This is a genomic window from Paenalicyclobacillus ferrooxydans (genome assembly GCF_001399675.1).
GTDB lineage: Bacteria > Bacillota > Bacilli > Alicyclobacillales > Alicyclobacillaceae > Alicyclobacillus_B > Alicyclobacillus_B ferrooxydans.
Genome location: NZ_LJCO01000107.1, coordinates 31,395 through 49,970 on the forward strand (window position 1 = coordinate 31,395; position 18,576 = coordinate 49,970).

Below are 18,576 nucleotides of genomic sequence, written 5' to 3' on the forward strand. Positions count from 1 at the left end.
AAGAAGCTCGCTCAGCCGCAAATGGTCTGTATTCACCATTGTACGGCCGCAGTCTGAAGAGAATACGCAAATAATAACGGATTAAAATTGTTCGTTTTAATACAAATTATTGTTCTCAATACAGAATGAATGTGTTATACTCGTTCTATGGGGAGGTGATCCACAATGAGCGCCATCGCTGGTCTTTATAACTTAAATGATGAAGAGTCTGTTTCAATTGAACAACGAAACGGCATGATGAAAGCCTTGGAAAGATTCCCGGCGGACGATATTCGGGTCTGGCAAAAAGGTCCTGTGTTCTTGGGCTGCCACGCTCAATGGATCACACCAGAATCCATCGGGGAACAACTTCCGTTTTATGACTCTGAACGGAAATGTGCCATTACGGCTGATTCTATCATAGATAACCGTGAGGAACTCTTCGAAGCTCTTCAAGTCGGGCGTGAAGATCAAAAAATCATTCCTGATAGCCTGCTTATACTCCTCGCATATTACAAGTGGGGAGAAGACTGCCCAAGGCATCTCATTGGTGACTTCGCTTTCATGATTTGGGATGAAAGAGAAAGGAAGTTTTTTGGGGCGAGGGATTTTTCGGGCACGAGAACACTTTATTATACGATATCTTCAAGCCAGTTTGCCTTTTGCTCGACGATGGAACCATTGATAGGACTACCAGGTTCAGATAAGAGATTACATGAACAGTGGCTAGCGCAATATCTGGCTATATCAGTGCCTGTTGATGCTGTAGATTGCTATATAACACCATATGCATCAATCAAGCAAATTCCTCCTTCCCATAGTTTTTCGGTCAGAGAGGGTAGGATTAGGTTTAATCAATATTGCACTTTAACTCCGGGTAAACGATTAAAGCTTAAATCAGACGACGAGTATGTTGAGGCTTTTCGGGATGTTTTTCAAAAAGCCATCACGTCACGTTTGCGCACTTTTCGCGGAGTGGGATCTCAATTAAGTGGTGGATTAGATTCTGGTTCTATTGTAAGTTTTGCGGTAAAAGCTCTAAAGGGAGAAAAGCAATTACATACATTTAGTTATATTCCCCCCAATGATTTTGTTGATTTCACGTCTAAATACTTATTGGCTGATGAGAGGCCGTTTATTCACAAGACAGTGCAGCATGTCGGTGGAGTTGCTCCTCATTATCTGGATTTAGAAGGAAAGAACCCCTTCACTGAGATTGACGATGTGATTGGAATAATAGAGACGCCATACAAATTTTTTCAGGCTGCATTTTGGGTGAAAGGGATATTTGAGAAGGCTAAAGAGGAAAATGTTGGTATAGTATTGTCTGGCGCAAGAGGTAATGTAGGCATATCCTGGGGGCCGGCGTTAGACTACTATTCCCTGCTTTTAAGAAAAATGAAGTGGTTTCGGCTTATCTCAGAATTAAATCAGTATAGTCAAAAGGCCGGGGGATCAAGACGCAGAACAATGTCTTTGATTACAAGAACAGCATTCCCTATTTTAGACCGACTGTTTTCCTCGGATGAGCCAACTGAAACAGAGCCGCAGTTGATTAACCATGAGTTTGCAAGGAGAAGTAATGTTTATCACAAACTTAGTGATTATGGAATAGACGAAACAGGCTGGTTATCTTCAACGAATGTTTATGAGCAAAGAAGGAGACATTTTCAAGATGTTTTTCATTGGGACACGACGAACAAATTTACAGCAAAATTATCATTGGTTTACGGTTTGCAGTTTCGAGATCCATCAAATGATTTAAGGGTACTACGTTTTTGCTTATCAGTCCCAGAAGAGCAATATGTTCAGAAGGGATTGGATCGTGCTTTGCTAAGAAGGGCTACGGAAAAATATCTACCAGATGGAGTTAGATTGAATCAAAGTTACCGAGGAATACAAGGTGCCGATTGGGTTCACCGGATGGCTCCATATTGGGAAGCATTTCTTAGTGAAGTAAGAGAGCTCATTAAGGATGAGCGAATATTAGAATATGTAGACGGCCAAGTAATAAAGGAAGCTTTATCAACGGCTGAAATAGGGCCTCAGTGCAATAATGCCTTCAATATTCATTATGTTTTGTTAATGCGAAGTGTTGTTTTGTATCGGTATTTAAAAAAATCAGCTTGAATGAAGGGGGGTGAAACCATGAAAAAGAATTGGAAAAAACCGGAAATAGAAGTATTGGATGTAAACATGACAATGACATCCCTGACCGGGACCAAAGTGACTGATCAAGTCTATCCGGCAGATACTTACATTCCGTCAGAGAGGGTTATTAGTTAAGTTCTATAGGATAGTCTACTTGAATTTCATACAAATGAAGCGAGTAGATTATCCGGGATTTAAGCCCTTATACGAAAGTTTAGGTATAAGGGCTTTATCTCTATTAAGTGTTTCCAGGGGTGGAAAACATTGAGTTTCGAAAGAGAAATGTTCTATAAAGCCTTTGGGTTAACGGTTTCAAGTGAAATTTACTTTTCGGAGTTAGAATCTATTCGTGGGAACATGGAGTCCCCAGATATTCGGATACAAATGGGGAATTTGACCGAGCTGCATTTTCCAGCTAACCGAGATCCAATTAAGTTAATTGTTCAGGGAAATGTAGTGGCTTTTCAATTTTACGATATGGTTAGGTTTGCTATTGAAGAAGGGAAAGTAATCACTGTTTCACCTATGGAAGAAGCAGACGAAGATCTCATCCGACTATTTATACTCGGAACATGTATGAGTGCCATATTAATACAAAGAAAGATACTACCGGTACATGGGAGCACGGTCCTCATCAATGGAAAAGCATATGCATTTGTGGGTGATTCCGGGGCAGGAAAGTCAACTCTGGCATCAGCTTTCTTGAACCAAGGATATCATTTGCTGACGGATGATGTGGTAGCTGTGACGTTTCCCCAAGAAAATGTACCTTTTGTTGTGCCTTCTTACCCGCAACAAAAATTATGGGAGGAGAGCCTAAATCAATTCGGTTTAGCTTCATCAAATTATTCACCTCTATTCAAACGGAACAATAAGTATGCCGTTCCGATTCCATCCAAGTTTCACAATCAAACGGTACCCTTAGCGGGGATTTTTGAGTTAGAAATCATCGAGGGTGGAGATATTGAGGTTAGAGAAATGAAAGGAATTAACAAATTAAGAACGTTAAGTACTAATACTTACCGAAATTTTATTATTCCCCAATTAGGCCTTATGGAATGGCATTTTAATCAGATTAGTAAAATTGCGAATTCAACCAAAATTTATAATTTGAAGCGTCCGTCTGATGTTTTCACAGCACATGAATTGGTGGGAATCATTTTAAAAACGATTGAGGGAGGAAACGTCGATGTTAGTAAACTCGCTGCCGTTAAATAGTAAGGTTGCGCAAAAACCAGGTAATATCGTGACGGATATGGATGGAGACAAGGTCATGTTAAGTATTGAGCAAGGAAAATACTATAATTTAGGAAGTATCGGTGGGGAAATTTGGGATTCCATGAAGGAACCAGTCCAAATAGACGCTATTATCACCCATTTATTAAACGAGTATGAGGTTGAGGTCAGTGTTTGCAAGGAACATGTGCTTACGTTCATTTCTAATCTACTTAAAGAAGAACTTGTAGTCATTGAAGATTAGAACGGTATGGGAAGGTTTGGAATAACGTGAGGAAATTAATGCGATTTTTCAGATCTAGTAATGAAACCAAATTCATGCTTTTTGAAGCCTTCGTGTTGTTGGCTTGGGGGAGAATCCTCAAATCTGTACCATTTTCAAAATTAGCACCTAAGTTGGGAAACAGAATGAGAGAAACCTCTTATGAACCGGTGGAAGAACATCATAAACTTCTCAGAGAAATCTCACATGTGGTCTATCTGGCGAGTAAGTACACATTCTGGGAAAGTGAATGTTTAGTTAAAGCGCTTGCAGCAAGACAAATGCTAAAGAGACGTGGAATTGAGTCAACGCTTTATTTGGGGACTGGAAGAGATGAGCAAAGAAAATTAATCGCACATGCCTGGTTACGGAGCGGTCCATATATTGTAACAGGTTCAGAAGGGATGGAGCAATTCACTATGGTGGCGGCGTTTGCCAATTTCCATACGTGAGGAGAGTGCTAAATATGCTTAATTTCTAGTCGACACCCGACAAATGAGATGCCTTCCAGTGTTCGAGGAAGGTTTTTTTGTGCTCCGTGTCAGTTTGTGAAATCTAAAATACGAGTCGCCTGAAATTGGTGAACAGGTTGTTTTCAGGTTACAACTGAACGGCTGCGGCTACATATGTGGCTGGAAACTGCCTTTGTACAGAACAACTATAGTGACGTGGAGAGACGAAGGGGCGGCGGTTCAAATCGATTCGTACTGATAGCGGATGAATATGGAAGGTCGTTTGAGGGTTTTGATGTAGATAGACAAATAGTGCTGTAATTGCTCCTGAATACATCCTCGTGAGTCGTGGTCATTGATAAGAAATGCGTTGTTCTATATAATGAACAATATTACCTGTTTGCAGTGTGTGTTTGCTCGAAGTGAGAGTGCTAACTGTATTGATGTAAAGAGGTGGTTCTATGCAAGGTGTCGGACAATTGCTACTTGTCTTATCGAAAAAATGGGACGGGTTAAAATATACCCGAACGCATTTTCACATGCTCCGCCCTTATGCGATTCGTTACTGGAGAGCATATGCCTACCAGGTCATCTTCATATTCTTACAAACTGCAATAACACTGTTCAATGCATGGTTTCTCAAGGGTGTCACGGAGGCTGCTGTTCAACATGAGTTGAGCAAGCTTGAGTGGCTCATTGTGGCCAGTCTTATTGTCTCGGTCCTGAGTAGCGTGGCTACGTATTGGAACAACTATTTCAGCTTCATGACTACGAACAAGACATCCCGTGATGTGATGCAAGCTTTGTATCAGAGGACTTTGCAATTACCGGTTTCTGTGTTTTCCCAATACCACTCGGGCGACTTGGTGTCACGTGTGACCAATGACGTTAAGACCGCGGTAGGATCCATCGGAGGGCAACTTCTCAATTTGTTCCGTCTTCCTTTAACGGCTGGGGCGGCGTTTTTTTATTTGCTGAAATTAAATCCAAAATTCGCAATGATATGCCTGTCGTTTGGTCCGATTGCGCTGTGCGCTGGTCTAATCCTATCCAAATTGTTGCGGAGAAACAGCAAACAAATTCAAGATTATTACGGGAAGATGCATGGGTTTTTGAACGAATCTTTTGCGGGTCACATCGTTGTTCGTACGTTTGGTTTGCAAGGTATGTTCCGGCAAAAGTTCATTCATGACTTACATGACCTGTTGAGACTAGAGCAAAGGGAGGTCAAACTGCGCGGCCGGTTTCAGATTATCTCGCAATTGGGGGCGACTGCTGCCTTTTTAATTTGCATGGGATTGGGGGGATACTACGTCGCACAGGGGAGCATGTCCATTGGTTCCTTGCTCGCCTTTGTTACATTAATGTATCAACTGATGGCTCCTTTCACGGAAATGGGCACTCAGTTTGGAAATTTCCAACGTTCACTCGCCGCGGGAGAACGGGTCTGGAAACTTTTCGAAGAGCCTGTGGAATGGGATACCCACTCAGATGCGCCAGAGTTATCTCAAGCCCTCCCTATCAGTTTGAACCATTCTGTGACATTGGCGAATGTGTCGTTCTCTTATGATGGAGAGACCAATGTCATCCATAGCCTAAATTTATCTGTGCCTGCTGGTAAGGTGGTGGCCCTTGTTGGCCCAAGCGGTGCCGGAAAGAGCACATTGTTGAACCTGTTACTAGGCTTCTACCGACCCACTTCTGGTCGAATCTACTTTGATGAGAGACCAACTGAGCTTTTGAACCCAACGGAATTGCGGTCATTCCTCACCTATGTTCAGCAGGATACATACCTGTTCAGCGGTACGGTTAGACAGAATTTGTTGTATGGCAACCCAAATGCTTCCGAGTTGGCAATGGTTAGGGCTGCAAAGGATGCAAATATGCACGATTTTATTTTGTCGTTGCCTGAAGGATATGATACTGAAATTGGCGAACGAGGGATGCGACTTTCTGGGGGACAGAAGCAACGGATTGCTATCGCTCGTGCCATCCTAAAGGATGCACCAATTTTGCTACTGGATGAAGCCACATCAGCCTTAGACATGGAGACTGAATATGCTGTCAAGCAGGCTTTGGACCGTTTGATGAAGAATCGAACTACGATTGTAGTCGCACACAGGCTGACCACCATCCATCATGCCGATTTGATTGTTGTACTGGACAAGGGAAGGGTTGTGGAGCAGGGTCAACACCATGAACTACTTCGTAACAATGAATTGTACGCTCGACTATACCAGATGCAGTTTATCGACAATGAGCAGACTCAAGCGCGTCTACAGACAAATCCTTGATACGGGGCCGGTGTCCTTGCCGGCTTGAGAGTTGATTTGAGGTTTGTTGTTCATTATAATGAACGTGATTGAATGATTCTTTATGACTGCTCTCCTTGAAGTAAGCACCCATCAGAAATCTATGCTTCTGGGTAGATCAAATACGGGTAGAGAGTGAAGTGACAAGCCGACGTATGCTTACACAGTTTATAGACTGGATATACGCAGATTCCACCTGTTTCGGTTCTGACGAGTTTTATCGACAATGTCTGACAGAGATTGAGCTGGAGCATGTGGCACCTCAGGTTTTGTCTATATTAAGACAAAGTCAAAAGATCGACAGCATTCCGAAGGACTTTGTCGAAGCACTACAGCATTTGTACCGCAAAACGGCAGGACAAAATCTGTATATACGATTTTATCAGCAACAAGTGTTTGCGGCGCTTGAGCAAAACGGGATTTATGCTATACCCCTAAAGGGTGTAGTGTTTGCAGAACGTTATTTTGGTAGTTTTACGTCCCGACCGACTTCTGACATCGATATTCTCGTGACACGGGATACATTGACGAGAGCCATCGAGTGCTTACGTTTGTTAGGGTTCACTGGGCCGTATGAGTTTAATCCGATACACTTTCATTGCGTCATGACAAAGCCGATTTATCCCGGTGGTGTTGTTCTTTATATAGAACTACACTGGTCCTTGGTTCATGAGAATACGGCTATACCAGAGTGGGATAGGTTCTGGCAGAATGCCACTTCATTCGAAGGGTATGAGTACATTAAGGAATTAACCCTTCAAGATACGTTTTACTCGATTTGCTTACACGGTGCGAATCATAAGTTAGAGTCCCTAAAGTATCTTCTTGACGTGGCGCATCTCATCTACACCCGCGGAACAGAAATCGATTTTGACCGTCTTCTGGAAGTTGGCAAGCGAGATAAGACCTTGAGACGGGTCAAGGCAGTTCTGAATATCGTATACAATGAGTTTCCGTCCCTTCATCAGTGTAAGCCACTGCCTTACAGGATTTCGAACAGTAAATGGTTGGACAGAGCGGTGTTGAATGCTCGTGTATTGACCCCCGATTCGTGGGGGTTGAGATTCCGTGTCGCGAAGGAATGGTTGTGGCCAATGCGTGAAGTGGCTCTCTGGCATTTACGCAGTGACCCAGGGGTAACGTCCACAAATGTTTATCGACGGTTCTATCGACAACGTCTGATTCATTTAGCAAGAACTGTGTACCCAAGTAACAAAACATCAGAGGAGAATGAGTTACATGTTTGAAGCAGGAAGTAAGATTGCGGAGCACTTGCTGCATTTCAAGACGAACTCAGAAGAAGTGCTAAACTGGCTCAGGCAAACGTTTGATATGGATGTCAGACATGGCAGCGACTATGTACGCCCCGACCTGACAGTAACAATTCACGATGCGTACGGAAAGCCGTTTGAGAGCTTTGAGGTGCAAATTTCGGCAACTGGCGATAGGGTCGTTTTTGACCGTGTCGACTATAAGCTCAAGGTGGATAAGGCGTATCGCACCGCTGAGTTGCATGTATATGACATGTTCGCATTGAAACACGCTTTGATGAATCTTTACAGTGCCTTTATTGTTCACAACAAGTGGGGACTTTTGATTCATTCCTCATGTGTGATTGAAGGCGGAAACGCCTACATATTTTCAGGGAGAAGTGGAGCGGGAAAATCCACCATTGCTAGGCTCTCTCATCCGAGGCCTTTGCTTTCTGACGAAGCCACTATCGTGAAAGTGACGGGCGACGAGGTCACCGTGTACGATTCGCCCTTTCGCAGTGACACTCAACCAGAATTTATCCGCGAGGGAGTTCCGCTGGCAGCGGTGCATCTGATTCATCAGTCACCTCACGTCAGTCGGGAACGGACTGGGGGCACACACGGGGTGATTCAGTTGATGGACAAGGTCTTCTATTGGGCCTATGACAAGGACCAAACGAAAGCAATTCTCAGGATGTATGAGCAGTTGGCTCAAAAAGTTCCGATATATGACCTTCATTTTCAGAAAAACAATACTTTTTGGGAGGCGATTTCATGAATTTGACTCAGTACTATCGTTGGAATGAGAATGTCGAGGCAATAGAAATGGAAGGACAATGGGTGATTTTGCACGCTGAACACAACACCGTCACGAAGTTAAACGAAACAGGGGGCTTTATCTGGTCTCTGTTGCAGAAAGGCCAAGATGTGAATCTGATTGTTGACACTGTCACGGAGAAATTCGGCGTAAATCGGCTTCAGGCACAGACGGACGTAGAGGCATTCCTTTCGCAATTAGAGCAGGTCGATGTCATTGTCAGCGACGACTAATTTTGGTGTAACAAGGTTGCTTAAGAGGCGCCTGCAACAGTTTGGATGTGTCCAGCTTACGTCCCATGGGGTCAGCATGTACCCGTTCATTAAAGCTGGCGATAAGTGTCTTTTCAAGGCTGTCGAACCAAATGGACTCAGCGAGGGTGACGTCATTTTGTACCGCAGTGTTGACGACAACCTTGTGGGTCACAGGGTAGTCCAGATAATCCATGAACAGCAGGAGGTTTTGTACCTTTGTAAGGGGGATACAAACCGTTATCCTGATCCACCGATTCCCTTCGGAAATGTTCTGGCCAGACTCGTCGTCGTACAGCGTAGGCAAAAGGCGATTTATTTAGATAGCCACATTCGACGTTTATGGTCGTGGGCGGTGTTGCGGATACCGCTGGTTTCGCGTGCTTTTCGTTGGACTGTCATCCAACAGCAGATATGGAGGACGCGATTGCAAACGCTGAAAACCAGGTCATAACTCTTTCAATCAGGGAGTAGTCGTCCGATGCAGTTTACGAGAGTCATCGCACGCTGGTCAGGGAAGGCCGTACCGTCGTTTCGTGACAGCGTACGCTATTACAAGTTCTTTTTGCCATACGCAAAGCGGTACTGGGGAGCGTATTTGTTTTTGCTCTGTACTCTTGTATTGAGCGTGACCACGACATTGGCGTATGCATGGTTCTTGAAAAACCTTGTACAAGATGCGGTCACTCACAATGTAGCCGGCATCAGGTGGATGGTTGGATTTGGAATTGGGTTTTATTTCGTCAGCGTGACAGTCAATTTTCTAAATACATACGTTCGGACGGTCACGATGAACAAGGTTAGAAAGGATCTCAAGACGGCCCTTTGGACGCACTTAACCTGTCTGCCGCAATCCTTTTACAATCGTCATCAATCAGGGGACCTGATGTCCAGACTCAATAATGACACAGACGTCGCCGTAGGAGCCATTGGCACGAACCTCGTCAACATCATCCGCTTACCACTTACTGCAGGTGCCGCGTTTGTATACCTGTTTGGTATGAACGCAAAACTGTCATTGGTTTTACTATGCTTTGGACCCATTGCGCTTGTGTCTGCGACGATTTTCAGCAGATACATCCGTATTAATGGGCGGAAAGTTCAAAACCAGTTGGGGAAAATTTCAGGACTGGTTACCGAGATTTTAGCGGGTCACGCGCTGGTTCGTGCATTTGGATTACAGAAATTCTTCAGCGACAAATACGAAGGAGAGATGGAAAAACTGCTCGCTCTACAAACCAGTGCTGCACGGCTGGGCGGTGGTTTTCGCATTGGAGCACAGGTGGCTGGAGCTGCTGCACTGCTCTGGTGCATTGGAATGGGGGCCTATGATGTCGCGAGTGGTGTGATGACGGCGGGTTCCTTATTGGCTTTCATCAGTTTGATGAACCACCTCATTTCGCCGTTCACGGGGATGGCGCAACAGTTTGGCGGTCTGCAGCGTTCCATGGCAGCAGCTGAACGGTTGTGGGAGGTTCTCCAACAACCTGCGGAGACGACTCTCTCGAGCGATTCAGGGCCACTGAGGGAAAAGGAGCCAAGTGCTCTTGGTCTGGCGTACACACTTGAACTTCGGAACGTTTCGTTTAGTTATAATGGCGTCAGAGATGCTGTTCGCCAAGTAACCTTGTCGGTGCCGGCTGGAAAAGTCGTTGCTCTTGTGGGACCAAGCGGGGCAGGGAAGAGTACACTGTTTCAGTTGATTATGCGTTTCTACAATCCCGCGACCGGAGAGATATTGATGAATCATCAGCCGTACGGGGTGTTGCAGGCTTCAGATATTCGCGACTCTATCGCCTATGTGCAACAGGAGCCATACCTGTTTAGCGGAACCGTCCGTGAAAATATCTTGCTTGGCAGCCTCGTGGCTTCAGACCTGGACGTGGTCCGTGCAGCGAAACGGGCGAACATTCATGACTATGTGCTCTCGCTCCCGCAAGGATACGAAACCCAGGTCGGAGAACACGGCGTTCAACTGTCAGGGGGGCAAAAACAGCGGATCGCTATCGCTAGAGCACTACTAAAGGACGCACCACTGCTTCTTCTTGACGAGGCGACGAGTGCACTTGACAGCGAATCAGAGTCCTTGGTACAAGATGCGTTATCGCGGCTCATGCAGTCGAGAACGACTCTGGTCATCGCCCACCGCTTGTCGACAATACAACATGCGGATGTGATTGCGGTTATGAACGAAGGAGAGATTGTAGAGATGGGATCCCATTACGACCTTTTGTCGAGGGGGGGGGTTGTATTCTCGCTTACATCACCTGCAGTCGAACGCTCTGCATTCAGGTCATCAAAGGGCAAAGGCGTAAGTTGGTTGTATCACTATCTAGAAACTGAAATACTCAGAAAACATTGTTCCATTTAAAGAACAGCACTGTTATCATAGGTTTTGCGGAGGAGACAGGTGTTAAACCTCACGACGAGGAGGAATATTGATGAGAAGCAAACCCTATCTCGCACCATGCATTCTGAGTCACACCAACCTGCAGTTTGAAACGCACGTTTCCGGGTGTGACGATAATGGTCAGGGAGACGACATTCACGGTCATGACCATGACCACGGCCTGGGACTCTGTCACACATCCAATCCCAAAGACTAATCAGCGCTGTCGGAAATCCTGTTGTGATGGCAGCTCCATTCAGAGCTGTCATCATAGTCTTATTGCTATCTCCATGTCATTTTGTTCGTTAAAAAGAACAAACAAACTTCAGGGGGAATTGGGTCATGCTCATGAAAAAAGTCCGAAAAGCAGTCATTCCAGCAGCCGGTTTAGGTACGAGATTTCTGCCGGCGACAAAGGCAATGCCAAAAGAGATGTTGCCTATCGTGGACAAGCCGACGATTCAGTACATCGTCGAAGAGGCCGTGGCCTCCGGAATTGAAGACATCATTATTGTGACGGGGAAGGGCAAGCGGGCCATTGAGGACCACTTTGACCGTTCCGTGGAGCTGGAGGAACTGCTGCTGAGTAAAAAGAAGTACGATCTGCTTGACGAGACACGACAGATTGCTGGCATGGCTCATATCCACTACATTCGTCAGCGTGAGCCACTGGGGTTGGGTCACGCAGTCTGGTGTGCCAGAAGGTTCATCGGCGATGAGCCTTTTGCGGTGCTTCTTGGCGATGACATTGTGCGAAGTGAGACACCCTGTCTGAAGCAATTGATGGATGTGTACCAACAATACGGAATGTCCACGATTGCTGTACAAAACGTACCGAGGAGTCAGGTTCATCGGTATGGCGTGGTCGATCCGTTCCCGCTCGATGCGCACCTCTCTCGGGTTCGAGGACTTGTGGAAAAACCGGCTGTAGAGAAGGCACCGTCTACACTCGCGATTACCGGGCGTTACGTGTTGACACCGAAGGTGTTCGAGTTTCTTGAACACGGAAAAATTGGAGCAGGGGGCGAGATTCAACTTACGGATGCCCTTGTTGAACTCAACAGCGCTGAGGGGATTATGGCGCTGGAATTCATCGGACGCCGATGCGATGTCGGTGAGAAGTTTGGCTTTATTGAAGCAACACTTGAGCTTGCGCTCCAAGTCCCAGAGCTTCGAGGCGCTGTCAATGAACTGATGATGCGGCTCATCGGTCAGGAACAAGTTGCTGTGAGCCAGGGGGCAGACTGATGAAACTTGTCTTGTTGTCGGGTGGCGCAGGAAAACGGCTGTGGCCAATGTCTAACGACAGCCGTTCGAAACAGTTTCTAAAGGTGTTGCGCGACGCAGACGGTCGTCCTGTGTCAATGTTGCAGCGGGTGTGGTCGCAACTCGACGAAGCAGGATTGAAAGAGAATGCCTATATCTGTGCCTCGAGGGCTCAACACGAGATGATTGAGCACCAGTTGGGCAATGTGTCTATCATTGAAGAACCGGACCGAAGAGATACGTTCCCGGCGATTGCGCTCGCATCTATGTACCTTCGTGACGTTGAATTTTGTGCAGACAATGAAGTCATTGTCGTGATGCCGGTCGATCCGTTTGTCGATCAAAGTTTCTTTACGACTTTGCAGCAACTGCCGAAAGCACTTGTTGCTGCAAAGGCAGATTTGGTGCTCATGGGTGTGACACCAACCGAGCCAACTAGTAAGTTTGGTTACATCCGGACTGTACCGTCCCTAGGGAATCCATCGGTGGATGGGAAAGTGTATTGGCACGATGTGAATGCGTTTGTGGAAAAACCAAAGAGTTCTTTGGCTGAGCAGTTGATTGCGGAAGGGGCACTCTGGAACTGTGGTGTGTTTGCCTTTTCGGTTGGGTACCTCCGACGGGAACTGCGGCGGCTTGGGTACCCCGCGTCATTCCACGAGTTGCAATCTGCCTTTCATGATCTGCCCAAACGGAGCTTTGACTACGAAATCGTGGAGAATGCAAAGCGAATCGCGGCAATTTCCTACCAGGGAATGTGGAGCGATCTCGGTTCTTGGGGAGCCCTCTCTGAACAAATGACCGAGTCATTTGTTGGGCGTGGTTCGGCTATGTCCTGCAAGAACACACATGTCGTCAATGAACTGGGGATTCCGCTCGTTGCCATGGGGTTAGAGGACGTAATGGTTGTCTCTACGCCGGATGGAATTCTCGTAGCCGATAAGTCACACGCTGCCAACGTTAAGGAGGCCATCAAAGGATTCGGCGGCCGCCCCATGTGCGAAGAGCGCCGTTGGGGCTCATCTCGCGTACTGGATTACCAGAAGCTTGATGACGGTTCGGAAGTTCTGACCAAGTGCATTGATATCCTTCCGGGTCGCCATATCACCTATCAGCGGCACAGTAAGCGCACGGAGGTCTGGACGGTGGTTGAAGGGAGAGGACAGCTTGTGCTCGGGACGAACGTGGTAGAGGTTTCTGCAGGGGATGTTGTCAAAATCTATCCGAACCAGTGGCACGCTATCTTTGCACTGTCTGGACTGCAGGTCATTGAGGTCCAACGGGGAGAGGAACTGGTCGAGGAGGATATTGAGCGCCGCTTTAAGGGGTGGGAAGAGGTGTTGGATCATTGTGCCCGTGTCCCAGTGTAGCAGTGAGCTCAAATCAGGGCAGCAGTGAACTTAAATTCAAGTCCTGGAGGGATAGTCCTTGAGCTGTGTGTATCGCTGGGGAGCGCAAGTTGAGTCTGTGTCAGTGGACGAGGAATGGCTCGTGATGGACCCTGAGAACATGTCGATGACCAAGCTGGAAGACGTAGCGGCGTTCATATGGTCGCGACTGCAGATGCCTTGCACCATAGATGCACTCGTCTCTCGAGTGGTGGTTGAGTTTGACGTATCGCGGGCACAAGCGGAATCAGACGTGGTTCAATTTCTCAACGAGTTGCAAGTGATGGGGCTCGTGGAGAGAAATGATTAAGCATGAGTTCGTCGATTATATTTTCAGGCTTTTCTCGAAGGAGTACATGTGGATTCCATTGCGCCGCCTGGCTCCGTATGTATGGAAGCATAAATGGAGATACCTGTGGCTTGTTGTCCTAATGCTTCTTAATGTCGCCAGTTCACTCTGCCTGGCAAGGTTTTTGCAATCTTTTACGAATGCAGCCCTTCACCATAACATGGTGACCATTCCATGGATGTTTGCCATTGGCGTTGTCCTCGCGGCCTCGGCCGGGCTGTTGACATTTATGGAGTCCTATATTCGGGATACGGTGATTCAAGCCGTAGAAAGGGATGTACAGAACGACTTGTATGCACACATCCTTCGGGTAAGGCTCGGGCGGCTTGAAGCTTATCAATCAGGGGATGTTGTCACTCGAATTACATACGACATTCATCGGATTGGGGCAGCCGTCGGTTTGCATATGTTGCACTTCTTTCGGCTTACGATTATGGCCATCGGTACCCTGGTTTATCTGGTGTTGATGAATGCGGAGCTCACCATAGTGGCCATATCCATTATTCCACCAGTGCTCATTTTTTCGCTCATCACCTCTCGCGTGATTCGAGCAAACAGTCTCAAAATCGCCCAATCCGTGTCCGACCTGCAAAGTCTGACATATCAATCTCTCCTTGGGTTGCACGTCATTCGTGCGTTTAAACTCGAAGCCTTATTCAAAGACAAGTTTCAACGGGAAACTCGCGAAATTTATTCACTCGGCCAACGAAACTCACGGCTGGCTGGTGGCATGATGGCTGCCGGTACTTTATCGCACTTTGTGTCCTTCCTTTTGAGCTTTAGTGTTGGCGCCTACTACGTAGCAACAGGTCACATCTCAATGGGGGACCTCATTGCGTTTATGACCTTGATTCAGTATCTCGTTGGACCGATGATGGGGGCCCCCAAGGAACTGGGGGGATATCAGGCAGCCATGGCAGCGACAACTCGCATCTGGGCCATTATGGATGAGGCAACCGAAGCAGCGGCGAAGTCTTTTGAAATGGAGGCTCAAGCAAAGTCGGTACCTTGTAAACGAAACCCTGACAACCATGCGACGCTCGCGTCACTCCCGCTGCTTACGTCAGCAAGTCAGACAAACAAGATGGAGGTGGAGATTGATCACGTATCTTTTACGTACCCACAAGGAATTCGTGCTCTTCATGATATCAGTTTTTCGGTACCAGCTGGTTCAACCGCAGCTCTCGTCGGAGCCAATGGGGCAGGAAAGAGTACAGTGTTTAAATTATTGCTGGGTTTTTATGACGTAGACGAGGGGGACATCCGATTCAATGGGACATCCATTCAACAGCTTGTTCCCGACCAACTGCGCTCCCTCATCTCGTATGTTCCTCAAGAAACATTTCTGTTTACAGGGACAGTACGGGACAACATCCGATACGGGATGGTAGGAGCTTCGGATCGAGCGGTTATAAGAGCAGCAATGGCCGCAAATGCGCACGATTTCATTTGTGCGTTACCACAAGGATATGACACAGTGGTTGGGGAATCGGCTTTGCATCTATCTGGGGGACAACGTCAACGAATCGCTATTGCACGGGCTTTCCTTCGAGATGCGCCGATTTTGCTTTTGGACGAGGCGACATCATCTCTCGATGCGGAATCGGAGCACTTGGTGTACGAAGCAACGAATCGTCTCATGACAGACCGAACCACGTTTGTTATTGCCCATCGCTTGACTACCGTTCGTAACGCTGACCACGTGTTTGTGTTGGACCAAGGGCGCATTGCAGAACATGGCACACACGAGAATTTGCTGGAACGTCGTGGAATTTATGAACACTTGTATCGGTTGCAAATCCCCGGATCGAAAATGGAAATCGACCAGATAGATTTTGTTTAGTCTTTTTGTTCACTGTTGTTCTTTGTTAAGTTATTTAATGTTACTATATTAAGAACAAAAAAGAGATTGGGGACGGGTAGATATGGGAACTCGGGTATACCGAACACCGAAGGTGTCATTTTATCGAGAAATCTTCTTTGAGACGGGAATTTCCAATGTTGGATGTGGCTCAACAGGAGGTTCATGTGGATTCACCTGGCCCACGGGTTCATGTGGATCGACTGGTGATTCCTGTAGTTATACGACGTCAACGGGTGGGTCATGCACTTACACTTGGTCAACCGGAGACTCATGCAGTTACACGAGTTCTACGGGAGACTCATGTAGTTACACAAATTCCACAGGAGACTCATGTAGCTATACCACTTCCACTGGAGGCTCCTGTAGCTATACTTCATCAACCGGAGAGTCGTGCAGCTACACAGGTTCGACAGGCAGCTCGTGCGGATCAACGACGTCGACTGGCTGGTGAGTACGTGATGTTTGGGAGCCATTTTGGACGGAGGGATCTTACGTGACAACAATGACCATCGGATCGTTGACACGAAGAATCGTGTTTATTACGAACGGTTCTGTCCTAAGTGGCCAGATTCACAAGACAGTAAGTGTGACAAACGATGTCGATTGCGACGATTCACCTTGGGACTATATATTTTGGACACAAGCCCCGAAGTCTGAAACATTGCGCAGAGTTCATCCAACGCTGGTTGTCTTGGTAACTGACGAACCAGACGATGAATTTGAGAGATCGGTCCTGGACTCCTGTCGAGAACTCGAGGTCCCCATTCTTCCGATATTAGGGAGAGGCCCCGTGGTGCTCTTGGGTCCTTTCGAGGCACCTGGTCATACGGGGTGTGTCTCGTGCATGCAGTATAGATGGGAGAACTCTGTCCGGCGAACACGTCTTCGTCATGCTTTTAACAGTCAGGTGGGGCACCAACGTTCAGCGAAGCTAGCGTTATCAGTTTCGAGTGAAGAAGTGGAGGACGTAGTCACTCTGTTACTTGAAGAGACGGAAGGAATAGCAAGTCTCATAGTGCATGAGGACAGCTTACATAACGGCGGCGTCAAGGAAGCAATGGATGGGAACATTCGGAGTGTAGGGCGCGTTGGAATTTACCACCGAGCTCACGGTATTCGGTGGACAACACTGGTTCCGAGTCACGAGTGTCCACGATGCTCCACACTGCCGTTGGACGCACCAGAGACAGCCAAGTTTAATGTCTTGTCGCAACCTGTGGTTAACGAAGCAGCCTTACGGGTAAGAAATATTCATTCGGACCACTTGATGGATCTCTATGTGGACCCGGATGTGGGATTTATTTCGGTTCTAGAGGATATTACACTCTCGGAAGGGCAAGTGCGATCCAGCGCTACGATTCAGCTTCGGTCTAGGCAGGACATAGGCTACGGGTCTGCCATGTCCACCTCTGGGGCTCGTTCCACAGCTATCCTTGAGGCGGTGGAACGAAACTGTTCGATTACGGCGAGCAATCGTCGTCCTGTTGTTTTCGGGTCCTATGATTACTTGCGGGATCTTGCTGTGAATCCCAGAAACTTTGGCCTGCATCGCGATGTTATGTATCAGGGTCATTCTTACCTTGAACCCTATCATTCTTCCAAAAACTACTCCTTTGTGTGGGCTTATTCCACTCGTGAGCAGAGGCCGATTTTAGTTCCGGAGCAAATCGCGTATTACGGGGCCACGCGCGACGCCAAGCGATTTGTCAACGAGTCTTCGAGTGGGTGCGCACTCGGTGGTTGTTTCGAAGAGGCGCTCTTGCACGGGATCTTTGAGGTCCTGGAACGAGATGGACTTTTGAACATGTGGTACGGCAAGTTGCGTGTTCCAGAAGTAAACTTGCCTGACTATTCTCCAGAAGACGTCCGGAAACTTGTACAATTCATAGAGTGCAGAGGCTATACAGTGCGTCTCTTAAACATCAGTTTTGATATGGGGATTCCCGCCATCATGGCAGTTGCTGTGAACCACCGAAACTTGACACCGAAGGTAGTTTGCGGGTCAAGTTGCCATTTGAACGCCTTTGAAGCGGTCAAAGGTGCATTGCGGGAGTTGGCTGTCCAGGTCTTGCATATGGAAGGAATAACAGGTCGGAGGAGGCAAGAAGGCCTCGCAATGCTTGAGGACGCATCAAAGATTAGGGCCATTCTCGATCACGTTGTTGCCACGGCACTCCCAGAGGCGTACTCAAAGTGGGAATTCCTTCTTGAGAACCGAGACAGGCAGGTAGCAGAGCCAATCGATAAAGCTTTTTCTGGGGTTTCGGACAAGTTCGGGTTACACTCACGGGACATTGGAACCATTTTAGAGCACGTCCTAAAACACATCCATCGGCTGGGGTTCGATGTTCTGGTGGTAAAGCAGACGAACCTTGAGGCCTCTGCAGGGGGATTCCATGTGGTAAAGGCCATCATCCCAGGTATGACACCGATTACATTCGGCTATCAATCTGAGCGCTTTGTTGGACTTACCCGCATTCTCGAATTACCCAAGCGCCTCGGATATACATCCACGACGTTAACCCTAGATGATTTAAATCCCCATCCCCACCCTCTCGCATAAGTTTGCCTGCTCTGCTCTCAGTTGTCTGAAACGATGCACTTCAA

18 protein-coding genes are annotated in these 18,576 nt (G+C 47.1%); all 18 read left to right on the forward strand.

The genetic code is table 11. The annotated features are described in order from the left end of the window. The first annotated feature begins 165 nt into the window (after positions 1–165). The 18 genes from AN477_RS22815 (at position 166) to AN477_RS22895 (ending at position 18,532) form a co-directional block, all read left to right on the forward strand. Positions 166–2,109: an asparagine synthase-related protein gene (locus tag AN477_RS22815; RefSeq protein ID WP_054971479.1), complete on the forward strand. Its 1,944-nt coding sequence runs from the start codon at positions 166–168 to the stop codon at positions 2,107–2,109. Between the two features lie 18 nt (positions 2,110–2,127). Next, positions 2,128–2,265 carry a paeninodin family lasso peptide gene (locus AN477_RS24885; protein WP_157062136.1) on the forward strand — a complete coding sequence of 46 codons (138 nt, stop codon included), beginning with the start codon at positions 2,128–2,130 and terminating at the stop codon, positions 2,263–2,265. A gap of 147 nt (positions 2,266–2,412) precedes the next feature. Beyond that, complete coding sequence (locus AN477_RS22820) at positions 2,413–3,348, forward strand: phosphoenolpyruvate carboxykinase (ATP) (protein ID WP_054971538.1); 936 nt, start codon at positions 2,413–2,415, stop codon at positions 3,346–3,348. Next, positions 3,320–3,610: a lasso peptide biosynthesis PqqD family chaperone gene (locus AN477_RS22825; RefSeq protein ID WP_054971480.1), complete on the forward strand. Its 291-nt coding sequence runs from the start codon at positions 3,320–3,322 to the stop codon at positions 3,608–3,610. Before AN477_RS22820 ends, AN477_RS22825 begins: the two co-directional genes overlap by 29 nt. 38 nt (positions 3,611–3,648) lie before the next feature. Further along, positions 3,649–4,080 carry a lasso peptide biosynthesis B2 protein gene (locus tag AN477_RS22830; RefSeq protein ID WP_054971481.1) on the forward strand — a complete coding sequence of 144 codons (432 nt, stop codon included), beginning with the start codon at positions 3,649–3,651 and terminating at the stop codon, positions 4,078–4,080. Positions 4,081–4,541: 461 nt separating this feature from the next. Next, positions 4,542–6,374: an ABC transporter ATP-binding protein gene (locus AN477_RS22835; protein WP_054971482.1), complete on the forward strand. Its 1,833-nt coding sequence runs from the start codon at positions 4,542–4,544 to the stop codon at positions 6,372–6,374. Between the two features lie 158 nt (positions 6,375–6,532). Beyond that, on the forward strand, positions 6,533–7,639 hold the full coding sequence (locus AN477_RS22840) for a nucleotidyltransferase domain-containing protein (RefSeq protein ID WP_157062137.1): 1,107 nt from the start codon (positions 6,533–6,535) through the stop codon (positions 7,637–7,639). Beyond that, positions 7,632–8,423 carry a hypothetical protein gene (locus AN477_RS22845; RefSeq protein ID WP_054971484.1) on the forward strand — a complete coding sequence of 264 codons (792 nt, stop codon included), beginning with the start codon at positions 7,632–7,634 and terminating at the stop codon, positions 8,421–8,423. Before AN477_RS22840 ends, AN477_RS22845 begins: the two co-directional genes overlap by 8 nt. Then, positions 8,420–8,695 carry a PqqD family protein gene (locus AN477_RS22850; protein WP_054971485.1) on the forward strand — a complete coding sequence of 92 codons (276 nt, stop codon included), beginning with the start codon at positions 8,420–8,422 and terminating at the stop codon, positions 8,693–8,695. The genes AN477_RS22845 and AN477_RS22850 overlap by 4 nt, the downstream gene beginning before the upstream one ends. Positions 8,696–8,771: 76 nt before the next feature. Continuing rightward, the gene (locus AN477_RS25990; RefSeq protein ID WP_425388205.1) at positions 8,772–9,167 is read left to right on the forward strand and encodes a signal peptidase I; all 396 of its coding nucleotides are present in this window, start codon (positions 8,772–8,774) and stop codon (positions 9,165–9,167) included. A 27-nt stretch (positions 9,168–9,194) separates the two neighbouring features. Beyond that, positions 9,195–11,084, forward strand: a complete 1,890-nt coding sequence (locus tag AN477_RS22860; RefSeq protein WP_054971487.1) for an ABC transporter ATP-binding protein — start codon at positions 9,195–9,197, stop codon at positions 11,082–11,084. Positions 11,085–11,154: 70 nt separating this feature from the next. Continuing rightward, positions 11,155–11,319 carry a hypothetical protein gene (locus AN477_RS24890; RefSeq protein ID WP_157062138.1) on the forward strand — a complete coding sequence of 55 codons (165 nt, stop codon included), beginning with the start codon at positions 11,155–11,157 and terminating at the stop codon, positions 11,317–11,319. 131 nt (positions 11,320–11,450) lie between these two features. Next, positions 11,451–12,350: a UTP--glucose-1-phosphate uridylyltransferase GalU gene (gene galU / locus AN477_RS22865; RefSeq protein WP_054971539.1), complete on the forward strand. Its 900-nt coding sequence runs from the start codon at positions 11,451–11,453 to the stop codon at positions 12,348–12,350. Further along, on the forward strand, positions 12,350–13,738 hold the full coding sequence (locus AN477_RS22870; RefSeq protein WP_054971488.1) for a sugar phosphate nucleotidyltransferase: 1,389 nt from the start codon (positions 12,350–12,352) through the stop codon (positions 13,736–13,738). Before galU ends, AN477_RS22870 begins: the two co-directional genes overlap by 1 nt. A 67-nt stretch (positions 13,739–13,805) precedes the next feature. Continuing rightward, positions 13,806–14,066, forward strand: a complete 261-nt coding sequence (locus AN477_RS22875; protein WP_245631942.1) for a PqqD family protein — start codon at positions 13,806–13,808, stop codon at positions 14,064–14,066. Positions 14,067–14,112: 46 nt separating this feature from the next. Further along, positions 14,113–15,948: an ABC transporter ATP-binding protein gene (locus AN477_RS22880; RefSeq protein ID WP_169787948.1), complete on the forward strand. Its 1,836-nt coding sequence runs from the start codon at positions 14,113–14,115 to the stop codon at positions 15,946–15,948. Positions 15,949–16,133: 185 nt separating this feature from the next. Then, positions 16,134–16,466, forward strand: a complete 333-nt coding sequence (locus tag AN477_RS22890) for a hypothetical protein (protein ID WP_054971492.1) — start codon at positions 16,134–16,136, stop codon at positions 16,464–16,466. A gap of 5 nt (positions 16,467–16,471) precedes the next feature. Then, complete coding sequence (locus tag AN477_RS22895; RefSeq protein ID WP_245631943.1) at positions 16,472–18,532, forward strand: YcaO-like family protein; 2,061 nt, start codon at positions 16,472–16,474, stop codon at positions 18,530–18,532. Positions 18,533–18,576: the final 44 nt, after the last annotated feature.

Coding starts and splice junctions, on each gene's coding strand:
- galU (WP_054971539.1), top strand. CDS start 11,451: ATGAAAAAAGTCCGAAAAGCAGTCATTCCAGCAGCCGGTTTAGGTACG.
- AN477_RS24890 (WP_157062138.1), top strand. CDS start 11,155: ATGAGAAGCAAACCCTATCTCGCACCATGCATTCTGAGTCACACCAAC.
- AN477_RS22820 (WP_054971538.1), top strand. CDS start 2,413: ATGTTCTATAAAGCCTTTGGGTTAACGGTTTCAAGTGAAATTTACTTT.
- AN477_RS22850 (WP_054971485.1), top strand. CDS start 8,420: ATGAATTTGACTCAGTACTATCGTTGGAATGAGAATGTCGAGGCAATA.
- AN477_RS22880 (WP_169787948.1), top strand. CDS start 14,113: ATGTGGATTCCATTGCGCCGCCTGGCTCCGTATGTATGGAAGCATAAA.
- AN477_RS25990 (WP_425388205.1), top strand. CDS start 8,772: ATGTACCCGTTCATTAAAGCTGGCGATAAGTGTCTTTTCAAGGCTGTC.
- AN477_RS22835 (WP_054971482.1), top strand. CDS start 4,542: ATGCAAGGTGTCGGACAATTGCTACTTGTCTTATCGAAAAAATGGGAC.
- AN477_RS22825 (WP_054971480.1), top strand. CDS start 3,320: ATGTTAGTAAACTCGCTGCCGTTAAATAGTAAGGTTGCGCAAAAACCA.
- AN477_RS22845 (WP_054971484.1), top strand. CDS start 7,632: ATGTTTGAAGCAGGAAGTAAGATTGCGGAGCACTTGCTGCATTTCAAG.
- AN477_RS22815 (WP_054971479.1), top strand. CDS start 166: ATGAGCGCCATCGCTGGTCTTTATAACTTAAATGATGAAGAGTCTGTT.
- AN477_RS22860 (WP_054971487.1), top strand. CDS start 9,195: ATGCAGTTTACGAGAGTCATCGCACGCTGGTCAGGGAAGGCCGTACCG.
- AN477_RS22870 (WP_054971488.1), top strand. CDS start 12,350: ATGAAACTTGTCTTGTTGTCGGGTGGCGCAGGAAAACGGCTGTGGCCA.
- AN477_RS22830 (WP_054971481.1), top strand. CDS start 3,649: ATGCGATTTTTCAGATCTAGTAATGAAACCAAATTCATGCTTTTTGAA.
- AN477_RS22895 (WP_245631943.1), top strand. CDS start 16,472: ATGACCATCGGATCGTTGACACGAAGAATCGTGTTTATTACGAACGGT.
- AN477_RS24885 (WP_157062136.1), top strand. CDS start 2,128: ATGAAAAAGAATTGGAAAAAACCGGAAATAGAAGTATTGGATGTAAAC.